This window comes from Pseudoalteromonas sp. PS5, from assembly GCF_004103255.1.
Lineage (GTDB): Bacteria > Pseudomonadota > Gammaproteobacteria > Enterobacterales > Alteromonadaceae > Pseudoalteromonas > Pseudoalteromonas peptidolytica.
This window is the reverse complement of record NZ_RCSQ01000011.1, coordinates 1-24,386: the sequence shown is the minus strand read 5'-3', so window position 1 is coordinate 24,386 and position 24,386 is coordinate 1. Positions and strand designations below refer to the sequence as shown.

The window sequence follows — 24,386 nt, the reverse complement described above, 5'->3', positions numbered from 1 at the left end:
TATTAAGTCAATTGGTATTATTCAATCTCTTCGGTAACGATGGAGAGAATATCATCCGCATATGCTCTACTAGCGAGCGCCATATCATATAAATAGTTGGTTGGTGTGGCAGGTCTAATCGCTTTTAGTATACGCTCGGCTTCTTTCCAATCGTTCCGCTCAATTTCAAACGCCAAACGCAAAGCGCCCCCCAGCAACCCCTGATAGCTCAGCAGTGCACTTGAGAGTGAATCATCAAGTGAAAACTCAGATGCAATAACAGCAAGCTCGACATCGAGGATAACATCCAAAATAGACATCAATCCCAATAAGTAGCCCGTTTCAGCCATTTCTTCACCACCAGGCATGAGAAAGGTCTCTACAAATTTAGCACGTACTAAGCCCATTCTAGTAAGCTCACTTGGCTTATCAGAACCAAGTTCACTCAGCGCAAGAACTTTAACAAACTGTCTTATTGCATCTTCACCGAGATATACAACCGCTTGAGAAATTGACTTAATTTCTAATCTTTCTTCTCCAGCTCTGGCATTGGCAAGCTTCAATAATCTGGCTGTTAAGCTAAGATCTTTACTCACCCGAGATTGTATTTCTTTGAAACAAAGTGATTTTTTGGCTGTCGCCTGTAGCAGCTGGAATACCACCATTTTTGATGGTTCAACATTACCGTGATTGAGCATTTCCGGTTTAGCGAAAAAGAAGCCTTGAAAATAGTCAGCGCCTGAGGTTTTGATAAGCTCAAATTCGTCTTTTGTTTCGATCCGCTCAACGATGACTTTTATATCAGGAAACTGTCGCTTCAGCCGCTTCACAGCCATATTTGTTTTTATGATCGGCTGCTCAACTTCCACTTTGACAAACTCTACTAACGGTAATAACGGCTCCCACTTAGCATCACCATCATAATCATCCAGAGCAAAGCGGTAGCCTTTTTGCGTGAGTTTAGTCACAGTATTCACTAAAGAAGGAATATCTTTCGAACGCTCCACTATCTCAATCACAATTTTTTGTGGAGAAAGTAGTTTTGGCAACTCTTGTAATAGTGATTCATCGGAGAGATTAATAAAGGCTAACTGCCCTGCGGCTAATCGGTCTACCCCGATAAACATAAGCGAGTTAAAGAACATTCGGCCGGTTGCTTGACCATCGCTCACCCCAACAGGAAACGCGTTATTGTCTGAGTCACGATAAAGCAGCTCATAGGCAAAAACTTCCTGATCAGGCCGCAAAATAGCCTGCCTAGCAATATACTGTACTGCTGATTTGCGAATTTCAGTCACCGGACCACTCATTAACATTCGTATCCTTTAGAAGCCAAAAGGAAACCACGTATCTGGAAGCGTATAATATGGTTACGCCTTGGGCAATAAAAAGTTTCTATATTTTACAACACTTATAACCAAAAGTTACCACCTATTCATTTTAAGTGTGGTTTTACAGCAGCTTGATTGCAATATAGATAAAACAGATAGTACTTGACCTGAACTTGGAGCAGGAAATGAGTTATACCAAGTCTAGGTTACTTATTAAAAGCTTCAGCGCTCCCTTGTCTTTATTTGAGCAGTTAAGCTAAGATGGGACTATGAAGCAAATTTTAATTCTTTGGTTCTTTACTTTCACAAGCTTTGTTAAAGCTGACCTCACCCCCTACTTAAAATATAGTTTAAGTGGTTCGGGTAGCTTTTATCCCTACTTTACTCATAACCCCGAAAAACCTGGTATATTTCCAGAAACAGTCGAAGCAATATTGAGCCATGCAGAGATCCGGGGGGAAAACCTACTACTTCCAGCTAAGCGTACTAACGCATATTTGGAACAGCAGCAGATTGACTTTGATATTATTAGCCCAGACTGGCTAAATGATGAACAGAAAAAAGACCCTCGATATATCTACTCGGAGCCGATACTTAGCATTAGAGAATATATTGTGACTCGTCCATCGCACCCTCCCGCTTTAACGCTTACAGGAAAAAAGGTTGGGACTGTTCGAGGCTACTATTACCACGACGATAACCAGTTTCATCGAGTGGACTTTGCCTCTGAAAGAGAATTGTTATTAGCGTTAAAATTGAAACGTATTGACTACATTATTATCGGTGACTTACCTGCTCAATATTGGTCAGAGCAGCTTGGTGTTGCTTTTATCTTTAATCAATTACACTCCGAAGGCATGCTGGCATTTCGCTTACTTGCTAAACATAAAAAGCTACTCAAGCCTCTCAATCAAGCGATTGCAGCCTTAAAGCAAGCGGGAGAATTCGAAAGAATTGAGCGACAATACACCAGCACACTCCCACTCAACAAAAACACGCCAGTTAATCACGCATTAGCAAATTGATGTAAAGCAAGCTTTGCACAATACCAATTAGCCTTAATACTTGCTCAATTTGAAGGAGTAATACCAATTTGACTTAATACTTGTTCAATTTGAAGGAGTAAATCTGACGCTAACAGCGTTAAAAATTCTCATTTAGAACAACTAAGTAGCAACATTTTTGCCTTGCCTACACGGGTGTATGTACCTTGGCGATAGCAGGACGCGGTAGCGGGGTTATCGACAAGGTTTTCTCGCCTCCAAAAAAGACCAATTAATTAAGAGAATTGGTATAAATTGCCCTTTTCTAGCTGAGTATCAAGTGCGTTTCTTGCTATAATCACCGCTTTATAGCTTGGGAAGTTATTATGACAATCGCTGCCGCGCTAGCTGAGCGCAGTAACAATCAATGTGAATTATGCACATCAACTACAAACCTTGACGTCTACGAGGTACCACCAGTCAACGAAGCGCATTCAGATAAATGCGTGTACCTTTGTCAGCTTTGTAAAGACCAAGTTGAAGGTCAACAAGACTTAAACGCTAACCATTGGCACTGTTTAAATGACAGCATGTGGAGTCAAGTACCTGCGGTACAAGTCGTGGCTTATCGTATGCTTAACCGTTTAGCTACTGAGAATGGCTGGGCGCAAGATGCGTTAGATATGCTTTATCTAGAAGATGATACCCAAGCATGGGCTGAACAAGTACTTGCGGAAGATGACGATATTGTGCACCTTGACAGCAATGGCGTGAAGTTAAATGCCGGAGATACCGTTACCTTGATCAAAGACCTAGACGTAAAAGGCAGTAGTTTAGTGGCTAAACGTGGTACTGCGGTGCGAAATATCCGCCTGTCACCTTCCAACTCCGAACATATTGAAGGAAGAGTTGAAGGTCAGAACATTGTAATCTTGACAAAATTTGTTAAAAAGTAACCCTATTCTTGTTACCTTGAGTGTGGATAAAGAGCAAGAAAAGCTTTGCATTATCCAGCACTCAGGTGACTTACAACCCTACTCTTCAACTAGCTGAATACTGCGATAAAATGCCCCTTCTTCTTCAGCAAGCAAAGTGACAAGTTCAGGCAGCACCGCATCCATCGTCTTTTTTAACGTCCAAGGTGGATTAATCACTAACATGCCCGATGCCGTCATTCCTCTTTCTTGGGTATCTGCACGGGTCGCGAGCTCGAATAACTGGATATTACGAATACCAGAGTCGATGAGCTGTGACTCCATGGCGTCAATGCGCGCTCGGTCTACAACCGGATACCAAATCATATACACACCAGAGTCAAACTTTTTGTATGCTTTAATGATGCTTTGCACAGCAACGTCATAATCCGACTTTATCTCGTAGGGCGGATCCATTAATACACAAGCACGTCTGGATGCCGGTGGCACTAGGCCCAGCAACCCTTTAAAACCATCACTACCAGTTACTCGTAATGACTTTTTATGCGCAGTATTTTGCTGCAATAGTTCAAGATCTCTCGGATGTAGCTCAAAAAACCATCCTTTATCTTGGCGGCGTAAGTAATGCTCAGCAACTTTTGGCGAACCTGGATAATGACTCAGTCGCTCTCCTTCATTAAACGATTTAATCAAACAAATATAGTCGCTAATAGCTGTCACAGCGCCTGAGTATTGCCACAATTTTGCGATCCCTTGCAAATACTCTTGAGTTTTTTGTGCATCATCGCTTGCAAGTTCAAAAAAGCCTGCGCCTGAATGTGTATCAACATAGTCAAAAGGCTTCTCTTTTTTGACCATATATGACAATACTTCCGCCAATACTAAATGTTTTATTACATCGGCAGGGTTACCTGCATGAAAAGAGTGTCTGTAACTGAGCATAAACCTGCCTTGCTAAAAGTAGCTTGCTAATTGAAACGGATTAAGTTTGAGCAGTTATTCATCTATTTTTAACTTTAATCTGAATCACTTATGAACAAAATATTCGAATACCGCTATTATCGCTTAAAAGTTGAGAAAAATCAGCAGAAAGTCGCGTAAACACTAGCATCCTCGGCCGCTTTGTTTTACATTTGCATGACAAATCACAGTCATATGAGCGCATTTATGAATAACCAAGATCTCCAAAAACTCGACCAGTTGATTGACCAACTTTTGAGCCAAAATAATCAGTTAAAATTGGAAGTTTCGGCACTGAAAGAACAAAATCAAAAACTCATCGATGAAAATGAAACATTACAGCTCGAAATGCTAGAAAGTGAAGAAAAGCAAAAAGAATTTAGCTCTTCTTTATCGGGCTTACTAGATAAGTTGCAGACCCAACAGGCGAGCTAATGTCTGAGCAAAATAACCAAGTAACAGTCACGTTGCTTGGCAAGTCGCATCAATTCGCGTGCGCACCAGATCAAGAGCAAGCGCTACATAATGCCGTAGCGCTACTTGATAGGCGTGTTGAAGAAATGCGTAAACGTTCAACCGTTCGTAATGACCATAGTGCACTGCTGCTTGCCGCTTTGCACTTATGCCACGATTTACAAGCACTAGAATTGAAACAGCAGCAAGATGCTGATTTTGTCTCCTCTCTCCTTGATAAGCTCACACCAACATCTGGCGATACAAAGTGATAAACATCTGTAAACCGCTGCTATACCACATCACTTTACTTATGAGTCTAGTGTTATCGGTAATAAGCTTTCGCAGCAGCGCGAGCAATGCAATTTCGCTTCATCAGCTAAATGATTCGGTTTACTTTATTCAAGGAAAAAACCAGCCACTGATCCCCAATCAGGCTTTAGTGGTTGGCCAGCGCTGTGCGCTACTCGCTTCCATCCATGGTGATCTGGTCGCAACAGAAGCGCTTATTTCAATACTAAAAAGTCGATTCAGCGTCCCTCTTTGCTATGCGGTTTCACTACATTCAGATATAAAGCAAGATACTAGCATCGCGTTACTACAGCATGCTTTTCCAAAACTGGTATGGTTAAGCCCAACAAAGACTTCAAGCGATAAGCTACAGCAGGCTTTCGCTGCACAATTAGCGCTGTTTGAACAAAGTATTGACCTGAGTAAGACCAGAGTTTCCACTCTAGATAAAGACCAGCAGGGTGCTTGGCAAGAAAAGCTGACGATTGCCAAACAAAGAGTGGCAAGCTGGTCAGAACGCATAACTCACTTTCGTTCAAGTGAGACTCTTGATACCCACATCACCTCTTTGAATTTAGGCGAAGTAGAAGTTAACATTGCAAATTTTACAGGATTCACAGGCTCAGATCTCACCATCTATCTTCCTCATTCGCAGGGGCTAATTGGTGGCTACAATGTCGATTTAGTCCCCTTAGTACATAGAAAGCATTGGCAACAGTGGCAACAGGCACTCCAGACTCTACGCTCCAGACCACTAAGCTGGGTGTTACCTGCAACAGGAAAGCCATATAAACCTAATATGCTCTCTATCCCGGACAAATTTTTCACCTTACTAAATCAGACCAAAGAACAGCAAGTTATTGAAAAAATAACCACTTTGTACTCAAATAAGCAGCAACAACAACGTGCAATATCACAATGGCAGCATATTCAACAACAAACTGACTTTGAATAATACTTAGCCTCTCGGTATAGTTAAAGGATGAACAGAGTCTTAATAACGCTATATGCTGTTGTGCTGATGGTCACACTCAGCGGGTGTAAAAGTAGCAGCAGTGTACAAGTAAGCAGGCAAGCCATTTTGTCCGCGCTTACCCAAGTGCCCGTAGTGCCTACAAAACAACCAGAAGCGTCCCCGGAGCCTAAAGTAATTACACCCAAAAAGAACATAAGCTCCACTCATGAGGATGATTTGTGGCAATATGTTCGTCATCGGCTTAGCTTTAATACTGCTTCTCATCCTCGGCTGGATAAACGTATAAAATGGTATTTATCACAACCTAATTATCTTCAGGTCGTTAATCAGCGGGCGGTTCCATACTTCTATCACGTAGTCAATAAAGTAGAAAGTAAAGGGCTGCCAATGGAAATCGCTTTGCTGCCATTTGTTGAAAGTGACTTTAGGCCTAGAGCCAAATCTACCCAAAATGCAGTCGGAGTTTGGCAGCTAGTTGATGCCACAGCCTATCATTTTGGGATTAAAAAAGACAAATGGTATGACGGACGACAAGACGTTTTAGCCTCAACCGACGTAGCCTTGGAGTACCTTTTATATTTACACCAACGTTTTAATGGTGACTGGCTACACGCACTTGCGGCATATAATAGTGGTGAGGGACGAGTCAAAAAAGCCATTGCGAAAAATAAAAAAGCAGGGAAACCAACACACTTTTGGCATCTGAAATTACCAAAAGAAACTGCTGAGTATGTGCCTAAGTTGCTCGCACTCAGCCATTTATTAAAAACCGCGCCTTCAGATTTTACTATTCCCAGTTTACCAAATCACGCCACAACATCCGTACTAGATATCGGCCAACAGTTTGATATTGGGCAACTCGCTAAGCTAAGTGGAATAGATAAGCGCGAAATATACGCGTTAAATCAAGGCTTTTTAAAGCACCGAAGCTCACCAAGTGGGCCACATGTCGTGCTATTACCACTGCCCCAAAAAACATTATTACAAAGCGCATTTTTTAGAGACAACTTTAGTCACGGCTACACCGTCAAAGCTAATGACACCCTATATCGTATCGCACTTAATGCGGGCATGAGTGTGACAGCGCTAAAGGCGCTTAACAATAAAACCTCTAACTTAATCCGTGTGGGAGAAACATTACGGATATCCAAAAACACAGCCCAACAACAGTGGCTCATTGACCATGAAATAAGTCCCTATATAAAGGAAATTGAAGCTAAGCCGTTACCTCAACGTGCGCATCACCATACTGTCAAAACGGGAGAATCGTTATGGACGATAAGCCGTCGATACAATGTTGCGGTAAAAGACTTACTCAATTGGAATTCACTTACTGCACAAACACTGATTAAACCAGGGAAAGTATTGACCTTACTACTGCCAGCGGTAGATATGCAGCAGCATCAACAAGAACCGCTTCCCCCCGCCCCCGTCAATAGGGTAAAAGTCATCCAGTCGTTACTTCGCCATGGGAAACCTTTGGCAAATGAAGAGCCGAATTAATCTCGAGAAACTTGCGTCCCAGAATGCCACTCACGTAAACTACTACCTTTACCGGTTGATGCAGCAAACATCACCTAGGACTAATTATTTAAGGTTTACTTATGCAAATTGCAAAGAACACAGTGGTAGAGTTTCACTACACACTTCATGAAGGTGATAACCAAATCGAGTCTAGCAAAAATGGCGATCCGCTAAACTATCTTCACGGCACTGAAGGCATGCTACCAGGGCTTGAAAGTGAACTTGAAGGCAAAACAGGTGGTGATAGCTTTACAGTAACCTTAACTCCAGAGCAAGCCTATGGGGAGTACCAAGAAGGCTTAGTGCAACGTATCCCTATCAAACACCTACAAGGTCTTGGTGATAGCAAAGTGTGGAAACCAGGCATGACAGCTATCGTTGATTCAAATCAGGGACGTCATCAAGTAAAAATCGTAAAAGTCGGTCGTTTTAATGCAGATTGTGATTTAAACCACCCATTTGCCGGTAAAACACTAACATTTGCTGTTGAAGTCATCTCTGTACGTGAAGCCACAGCGGAAGAAATTTCCCATGGTCACGTGCATGCAGAAGGTGGTTGCGGACATTAAGTTATGAAAAAAGTTGCCATCGTTACCGGTGGCAGCTTTGGCATTGGCCAAGCCATTGTCAACAAGCTGCTATCGCAACATTACACAGTTTATAATCTAGATATAGTACCTTGCGAGCAGGGTATTTTTCGTCACTGTGATGTTAGTAAAGTCGCTGATGTAAAGGGTGTCATTTCTGAAATTGTGACAGAATTAGGACATATTGATGCGCTGGTTTCAAACGCCGGAAAACACCTAAGCGCAACGATTGAAGACACCGATGAAGCGACATTTGACGCTTTATTCGCGCTAAATGTAAAAGGTGCTTACGCTGCTATTCAAGCCGTATTACCCAGTATGAAGGCACAAAAAGCCGGAAGTATCGTGTTAATTTCGTCGGATCAAGCGCTGGTTGGTAAGCCTAACTCTTTTGCTTATAACCTGAGTAAGTGTGCTCTCGCTTCTATGGCTAAAACCACGGCGTTGGATTACGCTAAATTTAATATCCGCGCTAATGCGGTATGTCCAGGTACAATTGAAACGCCGCTATTCCACCATGCCATTGACAATTACTGTCAACGAAGTGGCGCCGACAAATCACAGATAGTCGCTGAGGAAGCAAAATTACAACCGCTAGAGCGCTTGGGACAACCTCAGGAAGTTGCGGCACTTGTGGCTTTTTTACTCAGTGAAGACGCCAGCTTTATTACCGGCAGCTTACAAAGTATTGATGGCGGTTATACCGCACAGTAGCAAGCAGAGAGCCTACAATGAGCCTACCGATTATTGATACCCACCTACACTTTTTTGATTTGGCACAGGGTCAATACTCTTGGCTCAAGCACAATCCACCAGCTTGGCCGAACTTAGCGCAGATCAGGCAAAATCACCACCTCGCAAGCATTCCTGCTCATGATCGATTTACTTTGGCTGGGCTGGTGCATATTGAAGCCGGTTTTGATAATCAAAACCCTATCAACGAGCTGCATTGGTTAGCACAAACTCTCACAGGGTTTTCATTTAAAGCTGTTGGCTACGCACCGATTGATGCACCGCCAGAACAGTTTAGTGCAGCCATTACTCGCCTAGTAACACCGACGCTTGTTGCAGTAAGAGATATTACAGAAGGCGCAGATAGTCGCCGTTTGCATACGCCTTGGCTGCAAGAAAATCTAATCTACCTTGCATCATTGGGCTTGCATTTTGAAGCGCAGTTAGCTTTCTCACAGTGCGACACAATAGAATTATTACTGACACTAGCACAGCGCCACCCTAGCCTAAAAATCGTGTTTAATCATGCAGGGTTTATAGAACAAACACAACCATGTACGGCTGTCTTACAGCGGATCAGTACCTTAAAGAATGTCATGATTAAGTGCTCCGGCCATGAGATGCTTCAAAGCCCGATGGCACTGGACAAATGGCTAGGTCACCTCATTGACCATGCTGGTGAAGATAGCTTAATGTTAGGCTCAAATTATCCGGTCTCATTGATGCAAAAGCACTACTGGCAAGTTTGGCAAGACTATTTTAATGTTATCGGACTCTCATCCACTTGGCACAAGCTGAGTCGAGAAAACGCCAGTAAGTGTTATCACTTAAGAACGGATCTGGACTAGATCATAAGCAACCAACTCAGGGACTATACGCTGTAGTTTTTCTTCCGTTTTATCCAACGAGTTTAAGCACTCACAATACTCTTCGGCCTTTTCCTCTAACTGATGGGCTTTTTTCTGTAGTGACTTGTCTATCTCTTTTGAGATGATCTCCATACGCTGCCCCATATCATTAATCCTATCTTCAATATTGCCTTCTCGAGACTTAAACGCATCACCTAAAGAGACGAGGATCGACCCTAACGAGCCATGCACAGCAGAATGAATTTTTTGGCTAATTTCCTTAGTAAAAAAATCATCAATTTTTGACAATGATTGTGGTGCGATAAAAAAGAAGTCATCACCGCGTTTGAACTTGTCCATGAGGGCACGTTCGACATATTGCAGCTGAGTTTTGAGTACCTCGGGCTCTTTATCTGACATACCTTCGACAACCTGCTCAATGGCACTTAACCCTAAATTGACCCCATCCGTAGCTAAGTTAACTAACTCTGGTACCGTATCTCGGATACCTAGCGAGTATTCACGAACGACAGCCTCGCCTTGTTGGTCAAGCTCAATCCAGCGTCCAAGAATAAAAAGCTGGCTATCGTTGTTGATTTGAATACGCGTTTGTCCGTCGTCAACAATTCGGATTTCATTATCCGTAATAATAAGACCATGTCCAAGCTCAACGTCACATTTGCTTTTTGCCTGTACCGAAGTGGTCAATACTGCACAAGACACGGCTATCGCACTGATTAATCGATTCACATGGCCTCCTGTGTAGTATATAAGAAATAAAATACTTCGAGAGAGTAGCAAAATATCAAACATTCCCAAAGCCATTTTAGATAGATGAAAACTGCGTGCAGGTCAAAAAAGTAATGTAGAGTGAAATCTATAAACGATAAGTTAGTTATCTGCCTACCACGCTAAGAACTGACTACGGGGTAGGCCAAAAAGCGACAGTAACGTGCTTACTGATAGTAGCGCACTAATCGAACAAAGGCATCCGATGTTTTATTGGTTGGATTATTCTTACCATCCGCAAACTGATATGCCCACGCAAATGTTGGCTGACTCGCTTGCGTCGTTGCAGACCAATAGTTGTTACTTTTTGTCGTAGGAAATATTGTGGCATTGACAGCAGGCGCAACACATTGATGTAGTACAATACTCGCCAGTTCCTTGATATTTGGCACATGCCAATCGCTAAAATCTGCAAAGCTGTCTTGGCTGGCTGCTATTAATGCTTGCTGCCATGTTAGCTGCTGGCTATCCCCTTCACAGTTTTGTGAAGTGCTATTGTAACTTTGTCCAAAATTACAACGCTGCCACATTAGTCCAGTTTGACTATCGAGTATCGTGCCATTCGCATTTACCGTATAACGGCTTGTATCCGTCACTGTACCAACACACGTTTGGGCGTAGCCTACAGTTGAAAATAATATCGTGAGTAGCATCGAAATCACATGCTTCATAGTGCTCTCCTTATGGGTTTCTAACCAATCTCACAAATGCCTTACTCGACTTCTCAACAGCAAAATCGTTACCAGTATCCATGTCTATCACATAAGCACGTCGAAGCGCTGTTCCTGTGCCATCTAAACTTGATTGCGTCGTCCAATAGTAGCGGTGCCCAAGTAGTGCAGAGGCAGGCAAATTGGGAAATAGTGATTGATCAATAACCGCCGAGTTTGCATAGCTAAAATCCAACAAACCAAGCAGCTCCATGTACGTTGGTAAACGCCAATTATTACCTCCACAATAGCTTTGCTCTCCAGTGGCAGGGTTATTAACTTCATCAATTAGCGCTTGAATTCCACAGTGGTTATCTTGCGGGCAGCTGGTATTCGCCGTTGATTGCACACTGCCTTCCGCAAATGTGCCATCTACAGATAACGCCCAGGTATAACTATTTTGTGCGTTGCGTGTAGAGGTATTCGGTAACGTCCCAGCACTGGCCTCTTTTACTTCCCAGATAAGTCCTGACACATTGTCTCTAATACAGGCAAAGTCAGTCGCATCATCAGGTAACTCATCAGCAAACTGGTTCAGCTTGGTAAAATCAAATCCGGCGTTACCTCGACCTTCTTTCGCTACTTGCGTTGCAAAATAGTCTCGCCCACGTAAGGCGTCTTGACCACTAAAGCTATCGCTGTTGCAGGCAATTGCAGTATTGTTGTCGTAGCAAGCAAGTTGACCACTATCATTGAGTTTACCCAGTGGTTTTTTCTCAATATCAACGACCACATTATCGGTCGCAGTGCGGTTTTGCGAGTCTGTTACTGTAAGCTCAAATTCAGCTTTTGATAACACATTTTTATCTGGGGCAATAAAACTGGTCACACAATCATTTGGTGCAGTTAACGAGACAGTGGTGGTGGCTGGTATTTGCCTCCAACTACACTGCTTTTGACCAGACACTGTATCGCTTTTAGAGCCATCTAGCGTCACCGTATCAAATGCTTGTACCTGCTGATCACTTCCTGCATTCGCGACCACGACTGGGGTATTAGCTAATAATCCCACTGGAAACTGATTACTCGCCTGCCCCCCTTCATCATCTGTGACGGTCAATTGCCACACTGATGTTTGTGCCATATCTAATAAAGGATGGATAAATGATAATGTTGCGCTGTTCAGACTTGATGGTTGTATGGTGCTGGGACCACTTAGCTGTTGCCATTGATAGGCGACAATCTGACCGTTTTCATCTGGATCGGAAGATCCCTCGCCGCTAAGAGTGATGGTATCTTGATATGTTGCAGGTAGTGTCTCAGGCGCTGTTTGCGTAATATTGACCAGTGGTAGTTGGTTATTAGACTTAACAGAAACCATCACCTGATCGCTGGCAAGACTGCCATCTGGCGCAACATAATCCACTTGGATTAATAAATCGACATTAGCCTTAACATCTGGCGCAACGAAGCTTGCTTGTTGATCTGTGATGGGAAACTCACTCACTGTCGCACCAGACACAACTTGCCAGTTAAACGTTCCACCCGCAGGAGATCCTGTAGCATTCAAAGTAACGTCGGTCTTTTCAGTTACTTCTTGATCCATTCCAGCGTTTACCGAAGCGCTCACTTGTGTAGGCTCACTACCACCAGAGCCTCCGCCACAGCCGCTAAGTAGCAACGCTAATAAACACCAACTTCCCCTAAACGCTGTCATATAATCCCTATTTAAGTTACAAGTAACTCTCTTGATGTATGCGAACAAACAACTTGGTGCCCACTTTGCTGTAATCTACTTTATACTCACGGCCATCTAACGCTTGAATAAATAGCAAGCGCTTCACTTCCCCAAACACATCAACGCTTGCAACATGGACAACTTCTAGGTAGCGCTCTTTCGCTTCTCTTCGGTTTCTTGGTAGCTCTTCCTTAAAAGGCACCAAGCCATTGGCCGTCACCATGATTTTTGGGTGTGCTTCACCATTAACAATCACAAGATCTAATTTCTTCTCTTTGTGAATAATGGTATTGCGCCCACTTTTAATATAGGCCGTCTCTAAGCTCATATTGGTGTATCCTGTTACATCTTCAATGGGTGGTATGTTCTTCTAACAATGCGTTTACCACCTCTTTAGGGTTTAGTTTCCAGCGGTTTAACATGGCTGAAAATTGCCAAATATCCCTGTCTAAAGCGGTCGCAGGCAAAAGTAAATCATAACCTGTAACCGTTTTTAAATTATCCATTCGGTTTGCAAACATTGCCATTAAACCAGTGTATTCTTTACCAGCTTTGGAACGATAACTTGTATCTTCTATTAACCATTCCGATGGGCAATTGCCATTTTCACAATGTATTTTAACAGCTTGTAAAAAAATATGCCGCTGTTCTATCAATAATTTACCCGCAAGCCTCGGGGTTAGATTAATTAAAAATGCGTCAATATCATTAAGTTTAATACCAACTGTATTTAACTCAAGTGTTTCAATACCTTGTTGCACACTCGGTATGCCACTTGAGTGAAAGTTTACAATAGGAAGAGACCAAGCTCCATACTTGTGTACATAGCTAAACTCTTGTTCATTAAAGCATAAACTAAAGTAGGGTTGCTGACTTTTCAAAAAACCGATAAAGATAGCGACTAGCATGGCACTCGCTAGAAATATTTCGATAATCGAAATAGGCGTGCCACGAAGATTGACAAAAAGCATGATCACCACCAGGCCGATGGCACCGACAAGCATAAATTCAGCACCGTGTCTGTTTGCTGTTGCACGTAATTTAGCTTCAAGCATACGTATACCAAGTGTAAAAAAAGTACATAATGATCGCCCATACTACCAATTTACGTATTGTGATACACCGTTTACAAGAGTGACTGCTTTTCATAATATTTAATTTAGGTACAAATACTTAAATTGAATTAGATTTTCGTTTAACGCACAAATTTACAGGATATGCCGTCGAGTTTGCTAGCCTTTATTTTTGTAAACTAGAAACAAATTATAATCTGGGTCACCTATATGCGTCATCAATCAGGGAAAGCACTGTTTCCTTTTATTATTATAGTGCTAGTCGCGATCAGCGGCTATTTATATTTACCAGCATCCCAAGGAAAAGCAAATGGCAGAGCAGTATCGGCAACACCGGTTCAAGCACACACAGTAGCAAAGGAAGAGCGTGTCATTACCGTTAATTCAATTGGCTCTGCACGCGCAAATCAAGCCATAAACGTAACCAGCGCGCAAAGCGATTATATTGCGCAACTGTACTTTGACGACGGAGCTGTAGTAAAGCAAGGCGACAAACTCGTGCAGTTACGTGACGCAGAAGAAAAGCTCGACATAAAAGCGTTAAAAGTGACGCTAAAAGAAGAAATTCGACAGCTTAACAGACTCAAAGATCTCGCCAAAACCCAATCTGCGGCCCGCTCGCAGTTAGAGGCACAATCAGCTAAAGTAGACTCATTAACAGCGCAGCTTGAAGCAACGAAGACCAAATTGGCGGAAATGACTGTGTATGCACCTTTTGATGGCTTACTTGGTACTCGAAATGTTTCAATGGGTAGCTTCGTCAATAATAGTACCGTGATCACCACATTAGATGACATCAGCATCATCAAAGTTGACTTCCAAGTTCCTGAGAAATACCTAGCTCAACTGCAACTAGGTATGCAAGTGAGTGCAAATAGCGAGGCCTATCCAGCACAAACGTTTACCGGAAAAGTATCCCATATAGATCCGCGCATCAATGAACAAACTCGTTCAGTACGTGTTACAGCAAGTTTTACCAACACAGAATATAGGCTACGCCCTGGTATGTTGCTACACATCGCACTTGAGCTGGCGAGATTTGAAGCCCTTGTCGTCCCAGAGAAAAGTATTATTCCACGACAAGACAAACACTATGTCTTTATCGTTGACAAAGAGGGTAAAGCCCAACAACGCGAGGTGCACTTGCAAACTCGTTTTAGCGGCTGGGTTGCGATTGATAAAGGCTTAGCAGAAGGCCAACAAGTGATCACCGAAGGCACATTAAAAATCCGTTCAGGATCAAAAGTGGAAATTAAGGGGTAAACCGGCGTGAAAATCACTGATACGGCGGTTAAACGCCCGATCTTCGCGATCGTAATAAACTTGCTATTACTGACCTTTGGTCTGGTCGCATTTACTATGCTACCGCTTCGAGAGTATCCAGACATTGAAAGTCCCATAGTTAACGTAAGTACTAACTACACGGGCGCTTCTGCGGAAGTCGTGGAGACCAAAATCACCCAAATTCTAGAAAACCATATTTCTGGTATTGAGGGTATAAAAAGTATTAACTCGAGCAGTCGCAACGGTAGCTCAAATATCACCATAGAATTTAACATCGACCGTGACATTGATGCAGCGGCAAATGATGTGCGCGAGCGAGTATCACGAGCACTTGATAGGCTACCAGAACAAGTCAGACCCCCAGAAGTATCTAAGTCCAATAGTGATGATAGCCCCATCGCTTGGTTTGTATTAAACAGTGAAACTATGGATACGTTGCAACTGTCCGATTATGCCCAGCGCTTTATAGTTGACCGCCTCGCTGTTGTTGATGGCGTGTCTAATGTTCGCATTGGTGGCGAGCGTAAATACGCGATGAAAGTTTGGCTCAACAGACAAGCCATGGCGGCTCGAGGGATCACCAGCAGTGACATAGAGCAAGTATTACGTCGGGAGAACGTTGAACTCCCCGCCGGTGAGATTGAGTCTCTTGACCGCGACTTCTCGGTAAGGATTGCCAGAAGTTATAAAACGCAAGACGACTTCAACAACCTTGTTATTAAACGAGGTGAACAAGGTTACTTAGTACGATTAGGCGAAGTTGCTGATGTACATCTTGAAGCGGCTGATGATGAAAGTACTTTTCGAGGCAATGGTAAAAATATGATTGGCCTTGGGATTGTCAAACAAGCCAAAGCCAACACTTTGGAAGTCGTTGATAATGCGCGTAAAGAGCTTGAAAAAATCAAGCGTAATTTACCGCAAGGTACCACAATCCAAGACAGCTATGACTCTTCTATTTTTATTCGAGAATCTATCACTGAGGTATATCGTACCTTAGCGATTGCCATGATTTTGGTGGTGCTGGTTATTTACATTTTCCTTGGCAATATCCGTGCAACTCTTATTCCCGCTGTGACAGTTCCTGTGGCCCTCGTCGCCACTTTTATGTTCTTACTTGCCATGGGCTACTCCATTAACCTCCTTACCTTGCTTGCACTTGTACTAGCAATTGGCTTAGTGGTTGATGATGCCATTGTAATGCTAGAGAACATTTATCGTCGCATTGAGCTTGGTGAGCCAAAATTACTCGCAGCATACAGAGGGGCACGGGAAGTTGGCTTTGCTATTATCGCCACCACCCTAGTGCTGGTTGCGGTATTTATCCCTCTCGTATTTATGGACGGTCGTATTGGTGCGTTATTCACTGAGTTTGCTTTTGCAGTAAGCGCAGCTGTCTTGTTCTCAAGTATTACCGCGTTAACATTGTCGCCAGCGCTGTGTTCCAAGGTATTAAAGCCAAGCAATAAAGAAAACCGCTTTAGTCAGTGGATGGATAATCAGTTTAGTCGACTTGAGCAAGCATACCGTCGTGTATTACAAAGAAACTTGACGCGAAAATATAGTTTGATCGTAATGCTTGCACTAGCTGGATTTACTAGCTACAGCTTATTTCAACAAATCCCATCAGAGCTCACGCCAAAAGAAGATCGCGGTACATTTTTTGTCATGATGAATGGCCCCGAAGGCGCAAGCTATGAAAATAACGCCGAGAATATGGCCAAAATCGAAGAAAGGTTGCTGCCATACGTCGAATCCAACGAATTAAGCCGTGTTCTTGTCCGTGTCCCTGGTTGGGGTGGCCAAGGAGGAGTTGCGATTATTGGTATGCCAGACTGGGATGAACGCAAACGCTCAACGTGGGAAGTCATTGATGAAATCAGTGGTAAAATGCAAGAAGTCACTGACATTCGTGCATTTGCCATCATGCGCCGAGGTATTGGTGGCGGTGGCAATGCTCGCCCCATCGAATTTGTGCTTCAAGGAAACGACTACGATGAATTGGCAGCATGGCGCGACCGTATACTTGCCCGAGCACGGGATAACAAAGGACTGGTTCGCTTAGATCATGACTACAAAGAAACTTTCCCGCAGTTTCTGATCAGTATTAATAAAACCAGAGCTGCCGATCTAGGTGTGTCCGTCAATGCAATTGGGCAAACACTAGAAACCATGCTTGGACAACGCCGCGTAACTACCTTTATTGATCGAGGTGAGGAATACGACGTCATTCTAAAAGGTACCAAAGCAGACTTCTCTGCGCCTGACAATATTGCTGATATTTACGTTAAGTCTAGAAGTGATGCGCTGGTGCCTTTAGACAGCTTGATTACGATAAAAGAAGAAGCAACCGCAGCACGACTGAATCGCTATAACCGTATGCGTGCAATCACTATCACCGCCAACCTTGCTGGTAACTATACGCTTGAACAGGCTCTGGACTTTTTAAATAAAGTTGCCGCAGAAGAAAATGACATAGATGGTGCTATTGATTATAAAGGTGAGTCTCAATTATTTTATGAAGGCGCATCAGCAATGACTTACGTCTTTATTCTTGCGCTCACCGTGACTTTCTTGGTCCTAGCGGCACAGTTCGAAAGCTTCGTGCACCCTTTAGTTATCATGTTGACTGTTCCATTGGGGTTAGTCGGTGCTATGTATGGACTATTCTTAACGGATAGTACATTAAATATCTACAGCCAAATTGGCATCGTTATGCTTATTGGGCTAAGTGCTAAAAATGGTATCTTGATCGTTGAATTTGCCAATCAGCTTCGTGATAAAGGAATTGTATTTGAGCAAGCAATAGTCGATGCCGCAGCACAACGACTTAGGCCTATCATTATGACTTCGTTAACCACTGTGATGAGTTCTATTCCGCTGGTGTTTGCTACTGGTCCTGGGTTTGAAAGCCGTATGGTTATTGGCGTCGTGATCTTTGCAGGTGTAAGCGTTGCGACCATTTTAACGTTATTTGTGATCCCAACGGCTTACACTTTACTGGCGAAAAAGACCCAATCTCCAGAAGAGACGAGCAAGCGCCTAGAAGAGCAATCTCAACAATATCCAGAGCAGGAGATGTAGATGGCAAACTTACAAACCGCAACCTTTGGTGGTGGCTGTTTTTGGTGCATTGACGCGGCATTTCGCCGTGTCAGTGGCGTCGAAGCAGTAACATCGGGATATGCTGGCGGTCATACGGATCAGCCTACGTACCAAATGATCTGTCGTGGTGACAGTGGACATGCTGAGGTGGTGCAGCTGCAATTTAATCCTGATAAGGTCAGCTTTATCACACTACTTGAGATGTTTTTTACGCTGCATGATCCGACCCAGCTTAACCGTCAAGGCAATGATATAGGTACACAATATCGCAGCGTAGTGTTTTATCACAACGAGCAGCAGCAACAGCAAACTCAAGATTATATAGCGCAGCTGCAACCTCAGCTACCTGAGAAAATTGTAACCGAAATAAGTCCAGCTCCGATCTTTTATCCTGCAGAGCAATATCATCAGGACTACTTTACTGAGAATCCAAATCAAGGATATTGCAGTGTGATGATAGCACCCAAGGTTGCCAAGTTCGAAAGCCGATTTGCGGCAAAATTGAAAAACTAAATGACTCGATGTTTAGAAAAGCCGAGTGCGCCATGCACTCGGCAACAGAAACTACGGTAACATAGGTACTGCAAATACATAGAAGCTTGTTTGACCATCCTTAATACGTAGATGCCCTCGCATTACTTCCATCTCTAGGTTTGCTGTATCTCCAGGCCTTAAATTGTCCAGCCCTTTAAGCGGTACAGTCCCAGCCCCGATAAGCTGCACATTGTGTTTAATCACTTGGGGAATATCCTCGCTCATATCCACACCTAGGAACTCAAAGACATCAATTACAATGCGACTAAATTCAGTATAAAGTTTATCAAAGATCCCAGGAGTCAAGCGATCCATCAGATCTAGGATCCATGGTAACTCAACCTCTGTGGTAACCACAGGTTTAAAGCTTGAAATCAAAGGGTCTAACTCAAGCTGCTGAGTTCGCACGTCATACTTACCCTTAATGGTAACATTCTCATTATTAATATGAACATGAATATAGATATTCATACCAAGCTGTTTCTTACGAAATTTGGCGTAAGACTTTAAGTCGAACCCATCAATTAAAACTGGTACTTTATTTTGCCCATCCACACGACCTGCTATTTTCATGTGCATAGTGCCAAATAAGTTTGTGGTGTGGCTAACTTTAGTCGCGCTCGCTTGCGCCGCAACCGTATTTACTATATCTGTGGTTAACTCTTTATAGTTATGCTCAACATTAGAAAATTGCTGATGAATAATCGCTGAGACCTGATCATACATTGCTTTAGGCCCTTGGCTAGAAGTCGTCCTACCTGTAGACCAACATTCCCCTCCAGTATAAACCACAGGCACTGACACAGGGGTCAAATGATCATTACCGGGGTGGCGGTAATACAGCATGCTTCGGATCTGACGGCAAGTCTGGGACTGGGCATTAAACCAGGCAAAATCACCACTCATTGCTTGTGTAGTGACATCGGGTTGTGTCGCTAAATCTAGTTCACTGGCATAGGCGGACGTAACCAACCCTAGGCCAACTAGTCCTAATAAAAATGACTTCATACTCTTTTCCTTGAAGTTGTTAAATGCTAGCTCGTCTTTATATTTCAATACCCCTTGCTGTCTAACCAACTTATGTCGTTAAAGATAGCCAATTAACTAAACACTCCAGTTGTAGTAACAAAAAGCTTAAAAAATAACAAAAACGAGACTCATTATTAACAAAATTTCACTAAGATTGCTAGTTACAAATGTAATTTGTACCTATTCACTTAATTAAGTGACCTATTCTGAGCCAAGAGATCTTGTCGAGCACCAGGGAGACTTGCTTTCAGTTGTTCTGAGTAAGAAGTTTTTAACGTAATTAGCGTCTGATTTACTCCTTAAAATTGAACTAGTAGTCAGACTAATTGATAACACAACCGAAGCAGCTAACTTTATAGGTAAGAAAAATGAGATTAAAGATTAACCTGATAATCAGGTTAATCTTGATAAAAGTGGATAGACGCGTGCTTTATTTTATCTTCAAGCACGATTGAAGCCTGAGGTTAGAAGCGGTAGCTTACCCCAACGTATGCCTGTCGACCCGGTGGTTTATAACCGAGTAGCGAGCCATCTTTCGCTTCCCCAGCAGTTGCATTGAAATAGCGCTTATCAGTCAGGTTTTCAATGCGTCCTGTTAGTTTGAACCTATCGAAGAAAGTATAGTTTGCAGCTAAATTAAATACGGTATAAGACGGTAACGTTACAGTATATGAACCTTGGGCTCCCCATACTTTATCGTTGCGCTCACCACGATGCACTAACGTCAGGGTTGCATCCACATCTTGCCATGTTTTACTAATCGTATAGGTCAGCGTGCGTCTAGCACGACGCTGCAATTGCTGCTGTGTTTTTGCATCCTTTGCACTAACGTAACTGGCATTGAGTGTATGTTCAACTCCAAAACTATCTTCAACTTCAACAACTAAATCTGCACCTTCAAAATCAGCCCGTTCAATATTAAACGGTACGTACTTCCAATCGCTATTCGGTTCATAAACGATTTTATCGGTGATGCGATTATCATACACTGCCGCTTCAATTCGAAAACGCTCATCACTATAAGTAACGATGATTTCGCTATTTTTTGCCTCTTCAGGGCTCAGATTAGCGTTAGGTAAATAATACGGGCTATCGATAACAAAAGTCTGAGATAAAGAAGGTGCTCTAAATGCACTACCATGATTGAATTTTACGCTCAGCCCATCCGTAACTTGTTTACCTAGCGCTAAGGTATAGGTATTTGCTCGACCGTGAAAGTCATAGTCATCAGTTCTTAACACGACCTCTGCTAGCCAGTTTTCATCATTATAAAAACCGCCAAATGCCACTGAGAGATTGTCACGCTCAGATTCTGAAAACGTAGCGGTTGATTCACCAACATCTTCATTTAAAAACGTTATATTACCCGTTAAGCTCAATGCTTCACTGATATGATACTGAGATTGATATTCAAATTGTCCACGCTTTGTTACATAAGCGTTGTCATCAGCACTACTGCCTATTTGAACATTTTGCTCTTTTCCAAGGCTATAAGAAACATGCTGACTAAGTTTTTCGGAACTTCTTTTCCATGCTAATTTATTGGTATAGTTATGAAAACGATAGGCATCACTTCCCCAAGCATCGTATTCACCTTCACCCTCACTGTACTGTGAGCGAAGGCTAAAAATACCACTTTGCTCATCACCATACTGTAAAGTTAAGCCTGCGTTACCGTTATAATAACCATCGCGGTCATGGTTTTTACCGACAATAGCCTGAGGATCTTTTTCAATTACGTCATAGCCATCAGTATGGCTATACCCCGCATTAGCTGACAGAGTGAACTTATCTTTTTTATAGCTTGCTGTTGCTTCAATATCAGAATAATTGTGACTACCCGATGTTAACGTAATGGTGTTGTGGTTACCTTCACGACTGATAATATTAATCACACCAGCAATCGCATCAGAACCATAAATTGCCGCCTTCGCACCACGAATGATTTCAATTCTTTCAATACTATTTAATGGAATATTCGTTAACGAATTATCACCCGAGTTAGCGTCAGTAACTCGTACACCATCAACTAAAACCAAGGTATGCTTGGCATCATTACCGCGTAAAAATAAGCTCACGCTTTGGCCGAAACCACCATTTCTCACGGCCTGAATACCGGCGACATTGTCAAGTAATGAAACCACATCTTGCACATTGCTTTTTTCGATGTCGCTACGACTGATCACCGAGATCGCGGCAAGTGCACTTTCAAGTGGCTGTTCAAATTTGTTCGCCGTGACTGTGATGTGTTCAATATTTTGATCTGCAAATACAGAAAAAGAGAGCGCCGCAGTGATGGCTGCGCTTAGAGCAGTTTTATTTAACATGGTTTCCCCTAACTTGTACCCACCGTACAAGAACACAAAGTGACTGTCTCAAGGCCGGTCTCCGGGCTCAGTTAACTTGGATTTGCATATTAACTCTACCGTTGCGGGGGCAGCGCAGGCATTGAACCGATCCACACTAAATAATACACCTGATTGTGATACTTTCGCGTACCTAGTATCAAGACTATTTAGTTGTTCCCTTGTGTTCGCACCAACTTCCCGATTATCTATGCACTTGGCAACCAAACTAGGTTGTGCATAGCACCTTGAAAATTCGTGGCTATTGTCTTGGGTTTAGAAGGAATTGTCAATGGACGTCTAGAAATCTAAAAGTGCAGCGTGCTGCACTTTTAACATAGGCAAGGTTAATCGCGGAAGTTTTTAAACTGGAAAGGCTGTCCTAGCTCTGCGCCACGGATAAGCTGCATAGTTTCTTGTAAGTCATCACGCTTTTTACCAGTTACACGAACTGTATCACCTTGAATTGAGGCCTGAACTTTAACTTTTGAGTCTTTGATCAACTTGACTAGCTTTTTCGCCATGTCTTTATCGATCCCTTGTTTAAGGGCAACTTTACGTGACACATATTTGCCCGAACGCTCAATGTCTTTTAATTCAAAACTTGCTACATCTAAACCACGTTTGGCTGCTTTGCCAACAAGCATATCAAACAACTGCATTACTTGTTGTTCTGCTTCAGCTTTTAGGTTGATCACCTCTCCTGTTAACTCAATAGAGGCATCAACACCACGAAAGTCAAATCGAGTATCAAGTTCACGAACCGCGTTGTCTACGGTATTTTTTGCTTCTGTCATTTCTATTTCAGATACAATATCAAATGAAGGCATGCTTCTCTCCTAAAGTCGTTTTGGCTGGATTATAACAGTTTATACTCTGTTTGAGTTATTTTAAGTTTTTACCCTATGTATGTTCACCCAATGGCCAGTTTTCAATGTTATACTGCCGACTTAGTCATGTAGAAGTGGAATGAATTGTGACACGGCGCGTTTATAAAACCTTGTTAATTATTTCTTTAATCATATGTACTGTGCTATTTGCTAAGGAAGTGAGCTTGTCTCCAAGGCTATTTCCACATGTCGATAAAGTAGCGCATTTTGGTGTCTTTTTTATACTCGCTTTTATCTCGCACCACGCATTTAAGTTTAAGGTTTGGTTTCACTTACTCCTGCTTTCTTTATACGGTGCGGGAATAGAGTGGATGCAAGACTCACTGCCCTACCGTCAAGCATCAACAGCAGATTTTATTGCTGATGTTGCCGGTGCGATCAGCTACTTTGTGTTATTTTATTTTTGGGCGCGCTGGCGTAAAAAGCAACATGGCTAGTATCCACATTGTTGGTGATGGTGCGATAGGCTTGCTACTGGCTCAACATCTGAATCAGTCTCATCACGTAACCTTGATCACACGAACAAAACGTGCTGTAACCTACCACTACCAGCAACAAAGTGACACTCAAGTAATAGCATGCCAACATACACTATCAACTGAGATCCCAGCAAAAAGCATTGACACCCTGATTATTCCTGTTAAGGCTTACCAAGTCGTTGACGCTATCACTGAGCTCTACCCAAAGCTATCTGCACATGGCAGCTTGATCTTAAGCCATAATGGCATGGTTGATTACTCAAAAGAACTGGCCAAATTAGGTAGCAATCAGTCAGCTTACTTTTTAAGTACCTCTATTGCAGGATACAAGGTTAAAGATACGGTATACCATACAGGCCAAGGAGCGACTTGGTTTGGCCCTCTAAATTTGTCAGCTCAATGTCATTATCAAAAGCTATTTTCACAGCTGTTTGGCACATTCAAAAATGCTCAAACCACTTCTGACATCATGCCAATCCTTTGGCGAAAGCTCGCTGTAAATATTGCTATTAACCCATTAAGCGCACTTGAACAAATCAAAAATGGTCAGCTCAGGCAGCCCAAATATGCGGCCCGAATACTCAATTTAATGAATGAAGTACAGTTTATAGCTGCAAAGGCTGGGGTTAACGTAGCACTGAACGAGTTACTGACGCTTGCCTACACCGTGATGATGCAAACAGCAGAAAATCACTCTTCGATGAATCAGGATATCGCGAATAATAGACGCAGTGAAATTGATGCCATGTCTGGATATATCTGCAAGTTAGCTGCGAAGCAACATATTACCGTTCCTTATAATCAGCAACTGCTCGACGAAGTAAAGAAATGTGAGTTGAATACCTCAGTGTAATACCAATTAGCCTTAATA

Annotated in this window: 24 protein-coding genes and 1 riboswitch; of the genes, 14 read left to right on the top strand and 10 right to left on the bottom strand. The window is 42.7% G+C overall.

From position 1 onward, the window contains the following. Positions 1 to 17: 17 nt before the first annotated feature. Entirely contained in the window at positions 18 to 1,295 is a 1,278-nt protein-coding gene (locus tag D9603_RS01765; RefSeq protein WP_125252143.1) for an HDOD domain-containing protein, read from the bottom strand. A 284-nt stretch (positions 1,296 to 1,579) separates the two neighbouring features. Here D9603_RS01765 and D9603_RS01760 point away from each other — a divergent pair, with 284 nt between their 5' ends. Together D9603_RS01760 and D9603_RS01755 are read left to right on the top strand one after the other, a co-directional pair. Next, positions 1,580 to 2,335: a transporter substrate-binding domain-containing protein gene (locus tag D9603_RS01760; RefSeq protein ID WP_128729822.1), complete on the top strand. Its 756-nt coding sequence runs from the start codon at positions 1,580 to 1,582 to the stop codon at positions 2,333 to 2,335. Between the two features lie 344 nt (positions 2,336 to 2,679). Further along, positions 2,680 to 3,249 (top strand): alkylphosphonate utilization protein, encoded by a 570-nt coding sequence (locus D9603_RS01755; RefSeq protein WP_128729821.1) that lies wholly within the window; start codon positions 2,680 to 2,682, stop codon positions 3,247 to 3,249. A 78-nt stretch (positions 3,250 to 3,327) separates the two neighbouring features. Here the strand turns inward: D9603_RS01755 and rlmJ are convergent, their stop codons facing one another. After that, the gene (gene rlmJ / locus D9603_RS01750; RefSeq protein ID WP_128729820.1) at positions 3,328 to 4,170 is read right to left on the bottom strand and encodes a 23S rRNA (adenine(2030)-N(6))-methyltransferase RlmJ; all 843 of its coding nucleotides are present in this window, start codon (positions 4,168 to 4,170) and stop codon (positions 3,328 to 3,330) included. A gap of 225 nt (positions 4,171 to 4,395) precedes the next feature. On the opposite strand from rlmJ, the gene D9603_RS01745 reads away from it, so the two are divergent. From D9603_RS01745 to D9603_RS01715, 7 genes are all read left to right on the top strand, one after another. Then, a complete protein-coding gene (locus tag D9603_RS01745) occupies positions 4,396 to 4,623 on the top strand; it encodes a DUF904 domain-containing protein (protein WP_125252147.1) in 228 nt (75 codons plus the stop codon). Continuing rightward, positions 4,623 to 4,913, top strand: coding sequence for a cell division protein ZapA (locus D9603_RS01740; RefSeq protein WP_125252148.1), 291 nt, complete (start codon positions 4,623 to 4,625; stop codon positions 4,911 to 4,913). The genes D9603_RS01745 and D9603_RS01740 overlap by 1 nt, the downstream gene beginning before the upstream one ends. A gap of 41 nt (positions 4,914 to 4,954) precedes the next feature. After that, positions 4,955 to 5,887 (top strand): hypothetical protein, encoded by a 933-nt coding sequence (locus D9603_RS01735; protein ID WP_128729824.1) that lies wholly within the window; start codon positions 4,955 to 4,957, stop codon positions 5,885 to 5,887. Positions 5,888 to 5,914: 27 nt separating this feature from the next. Beyond that, positions 5,915 to 7,411 (top strand): LysM peptidoglycan-binding domain-containing protein, encoded by a 1,497-nt coding sequence (locus D9603_RS01730; protein WP_170178627.1) that lies wholly within the window; start codon positions 5,915 to 5,917, stop codon positions 7,409 to 7,411. A 101-nt stretch (positions 7,412 to 7,512) separates the two neighbouring features. Continuing rightward, complete coding sequence (locus tag D9603_RS01725; protein ID WP_128729819.1) at positions 7,513 to 8,001, top strand: peptidylprolyl isomerase; 489 nt, start codon at positions 7,513 to 7,515, stop codon at positions 7,999 to 8,001. Positions 8,002 to 8,004: 3 nt separating this feature from the next. Beyond that, entirely contained in the window at positions 8,005 to 8,733 is a 729-nt protein-coding gene (locus D9603_RS01720; RefSeq protein WP_128729818.1) for an SDR family oxidoreductase, read from the top strand. A 17-nt stretch (positions 8,734 to 8,750) separates the two neighbouring features. Continuing rightward, entirely contained in the window at positions 8,751 to 9,599 is an 849-nt protein-coding gene (locus tag D9603_RS01715) for an amidohydrolase family protein (protein ID WP_128729817.1), read from the top strand. Here D9603_RS01715 and D9603_RS01710 read toward each other — a convergent pair. The 5 genes from D9603_RS01710 to D9603_RS01690 form a co-directional block, all read right to left on the bottom strand. Next, positions 9,579 to 10,349, bottom strand: a complete 771-nt coding sequence (locus D9603_RS01710) for a YggN family protein (protein ID WP_128729816.1) — start codon at positions 10,347 to 10,349, stop codon at positions 9,579 to 9,581. The genes D9603_RS01715 and D9603_RS01710 overlap by 21 nt on opposite strands. 206 nt (positions 10,350 to 10,555) lie before the next feature. Next, on the bottom strand, positions 10,556 to 11,059 hold the full coding sequence (locus tag D9603_RS01705) for a DUF1566 domain-containing protein (protein WP_128729815.1): 504 nt from the start codon (positions 11,057 to 11,059) through the stop codon (positions 10,556 to 10,558). A 10-nt stretch (positions 11,060 to 11,069) separates the two neighbouring features. Further along, on the bottom strand, positions 11,070 to 12,755 hold the full coding sequence (locus D9603_RS01700; protein WP_128729814.1) for a DUF1566 domain-containing protein: 1,686 nt from the start codon (positions 12,753 to 12,755) through the stop codon (positions 11,070 to 11,072). 16 nt (positions 12,756 to 12,771) lie between these two features. Then, positions 12,772 to 13,104: a hypothetical protein gene (locus D9603_RS01695; RefSeq protein WP_125252155.1), complete on the bottom strand. Its 333-nt coding sequence runs from the start codon at positions 13,102 to 13,104 to the stop codon at positions 12,772 to 12,774. A gap of 22 nt (positions 13,105 to 13,126) precedes the next feature. Further along, entirely contained in the window at positions 13,127 to 13,831 is a 705-nt protein-coding gene (locus D9603_RS01690) for a DUF2982 domain-containing protein (protein WP_125252156.1), read from the bottom strand. 228 nt (positions 13,832 to 14,059) lie between these two features. Here D9603_RS01690 and D9603_RS01685 point away from each other — a divergent pair, with 228 nt between their 5' ends. The 3 genes from D9603_RS01685 to msrA are packed head-to-tail and all read left to right on the top strand — an operon-like array spanning position 14,060 to position 18,751. After that, on the top strand, positions 14,060 to 15,112 hold the full coding sequence (locus D9603_RS01685) for an efflux RND transporter periplasmic adaptor subunit (protein WP_128729813.1): 1,053 nt from the start codon (positions 14,060 to 14,062) through the stop codon (positions 15,110 to 15,112). A 6-nt stretch (positions 15,113 to 15,118) separates the two neighbouring features. Then, positions 15,119 to 18,217 (top strand): efflux RND transporter permease subunit, encoded by a 3,099-nt coding sequence (locus tag D9603_RS01680; RefSeq protein WP_128729812.1) that lies wholly within the window; start codon positions 15,119 to 15,121, stop codon positions 18,215 to 18,217. Next, positions 18,218 to 18,751, top strand: coding sequence for a peptide-methionine (S)-S-oxide reductase MsrA (msrA, locus tag D9603_RS01675; protein ID WP_128729811.1), 534 nt, complete (start codon positions 18,218 to 18,220; stop codon positions 18,749 to 18,751). Positions 18,752 to 18,802: 51 nt separating this feature from the next. Here the strand turns inward: msrA and D9603_RS01670 are convergent, their stop codons facing one another. The 3 genes from D9603_RS01670 to D9603_RS01660 all read right to left on the bottom strand — a co-directional run bounded on the left by D9603_RS01670 (position 18,803) and on the right by D9603_RS01660 (position 22,976). After that, a complete protein-coding gene (locus D9603_RS01670; protein ID WP_125252160.1) occupies positions 18,803 to 19,780 on the bottom strand; it encodes a hypothetical protein in 978 nt (325 codons plus the stop codon). Positions 19,781 to 20,265: 485 nt separating this feature from the next. After that, entirely contained in the window at positions 20,266 to 22,128 is a 1,863-nt protein-coding gene (locus D9603_RS01665; RefSeq protein WP_128729810.1) for a TonB-dependent receptor, read from the bottom strand. A 34-nt stretch (positions 22,129 to 22,162) separates the two neighbouring features. After that, positions 22,163 to 22,405: riboswitch (cobalamin riboswitch) on the bottom strand. Positions 22,406 to 22,493: 88 nt separating this feature from the next. After that, positions 22,494 to 22,976, bottom strand: coding sequence for a YajQ family cyclic di-GMP-binding protein (locus D9603_RS01660; RefSeq protein WP_128729809.1), 483 nt, complete (start codon positions 22,974 to 22,976; stop codon positions 22,494 to 22,496). A gap of 146 nt (positions 22,977 to 23,122) precedes the next feature. Here D9603_RS01660 and D9603_RS01655 point away from each other — a divergent pair, with 146 nt between their 5' ends. Both D9603_RS01655 and D9603_RS01650 read left to right on the top strand, forming a co-directional pair. Then, positions 23,123 to 23,473 carry a VanZ family protein gene (locus tag D9603_RS01655; protein WP_192503246.1) on the top strand — a complete coding sequence of 117 codons (351 nt, stop codon included), beginning with the start codon at positions 23,123 to 23,125 and terminating at the stop codon, positions 23,471 to 23,473. After that, entirely contained in the window at positions 23,466 to 24,368 is a 903-nt protein-coding gene (locus D9603_RS01650; RefSeq protein ID WP_128729807.1) for a 2-dehydropantoate 2-reductase, read from the top strand. The genes D9603_RS01655 and D9603_RS01650 overlap by 8 nt, the downstream gene beginning before the upstream one ends. The last annotated feature ends 18 nt before the right edge of the window (positions 24,369 to 24,386 follow it).

Excerpts from the sequence above, each read along its gene's own strand:
- D9603_RS01765 (WP_125252143.1), bottom strand. The coding sequence starts at position 1,295 with ATGTTAATGAGTGGTCCGGTGACTGAAATTCGCAAATCAGCAGTACAG.
- D9603_RS01760 (WP_128729822.1), top strand. The coding sequence starts at position 1,580 with ATGAAGCAAATTTTAATTCTTTGGTTCTTTACTTTCACAAGCTTTGTT.
- D9603_RS01755 (WP_128729821.1), top strand. The coding sequence starts at position 2,680 with ATGACAATCGCTGCCGCGCTAGCTGAGCGCAGTAACAATCAATGTGAA.
- rlmJ (WP_128729820.1), bottom strand. The coding sequence starts at position 4,170 with ATGCTCAGTTACAGACACTCTTTTCATGCAGGTAACCCTGCCGATGTA.
- D9603_RS01745 (WP_125252147.1), top strand. The coding sequence starts at position 4,396 with ATGAATAACCAAGATCTCCAAAAACTCGACCAGTTGATTGACCAACTT.
- D9603_RS01740 (WP_125252148.1), top strand. The coding sequence starts at position 4,623 with ATGTCTGAGCAAAATAACCAAGTAACAGTCACGTTGCTTGGCAAGTCG.
- D9603_RS01735 (WP_128729824.1), top strand. The coding sequence starts at position 4,955 with ATGAGTCTAGTGTTATCGGTAATAAGCTTTCGCAGCAGCGCGAGCAAT.
- D9603_RS01730 (WP_170178627.1), top strand. The coding sequence starts at position 5,915 with ATGAACAGAGTCTTAATAACGCTATATGCTGTTGTGCTGATGGTCACA.
- D9603_RS01725 (WP_128729819.1), top strand. The coding sequence starts at position 7,513 with ATGCAAATTGCAAAGAACACAGTGGTAGAGTTTCACTACACACTTCAT.
- D9603_RS01720 (WP_128729818.1), top strand. The coding sequence starts at position 8,005 with ATGAAAAAAGTTGCCATCGTTACCGGTGGCAGCTTTGGCATTGGCCAA.
- D9603_RS01715 (WP_128729817.1), top strand. The coding sequence starts at position 8,751 with ATGAGCCTACCGATTATTGATACCCACCTACACTTTTTTGATTTGGCA.
- D9603_RS01705 (WP_128729815.1), bottom strand. The coding sequence starts at position 11,059 with ATGAAGCATGTGATTTCGATGCTACTCACGATATTATTTTCAACTGTA.
- D9603_RS01700 (WP_128729814.1), bottom strand. The coding sequence starts at position 12,755 with ATGACAGCGTTTAGGGGAAGTTGGTGTTTATTAGCGTTGCTACTTAGC.
- D9603_RS01695 (WP_125252155.1), bottom strand. The coding sequence starts at position 13,104 with ATGAGCTTAGAGACGGCCTATATTAAAAGTGGGCGCAATACCATTATT.
- D9603_RS01690 (WP_125252156.1), bottom strand. The coding sequence starts at position 13,831 with ATGCTTGAAGCTAAATTACGTGCAACAGCAAACAGACACGGTGCTGAA.
- D9603_RS01685 (WP_128729813.1), top strand. The coding sequence starts at position 14,060 with ATGCGTCATCAATCAGGGAAAGCACTGTTTCCTTTTATTATTATAGTG.
- msrA (WP_128729811.1), top strand. The coding sequence starts at position 18,218 with ATGGCAAACTTACAAACCGCAACCTTTGGTGGTGGCTGTTTTTGGTGC.
- D9603_RS01670 (WP_125252160.1), bottom strand. The coding sequence starts at position 19,780 with ATGAAGTCATTTTTATTAGGACTAGTTGGCCTAGGGTTGGTTACGTCC.
- D9603_RS01665 (WP_128729810.1), bottom strand. The coding sequence starts at position 22,128 with ATGTTAAATAAAACTGCTCTAAGCGCAGCCATCACTGCGGCGCTCTCT.
- D9603_RS01660 (WP_128729809.1), bottom strand. The coding sequence starts at position 22,976 with ATGCCTTCATTTGATATTGTATCTGAAATAGAAATGACAGAAGCAAAA.
- D9603_RS01650 (WP_128729807.1), top strand. The coding sequence starts at position 23,466 with ATGGCTAGTATCCACATTGTTGGTGATGGTGCGATAGGCTTGCTACTG.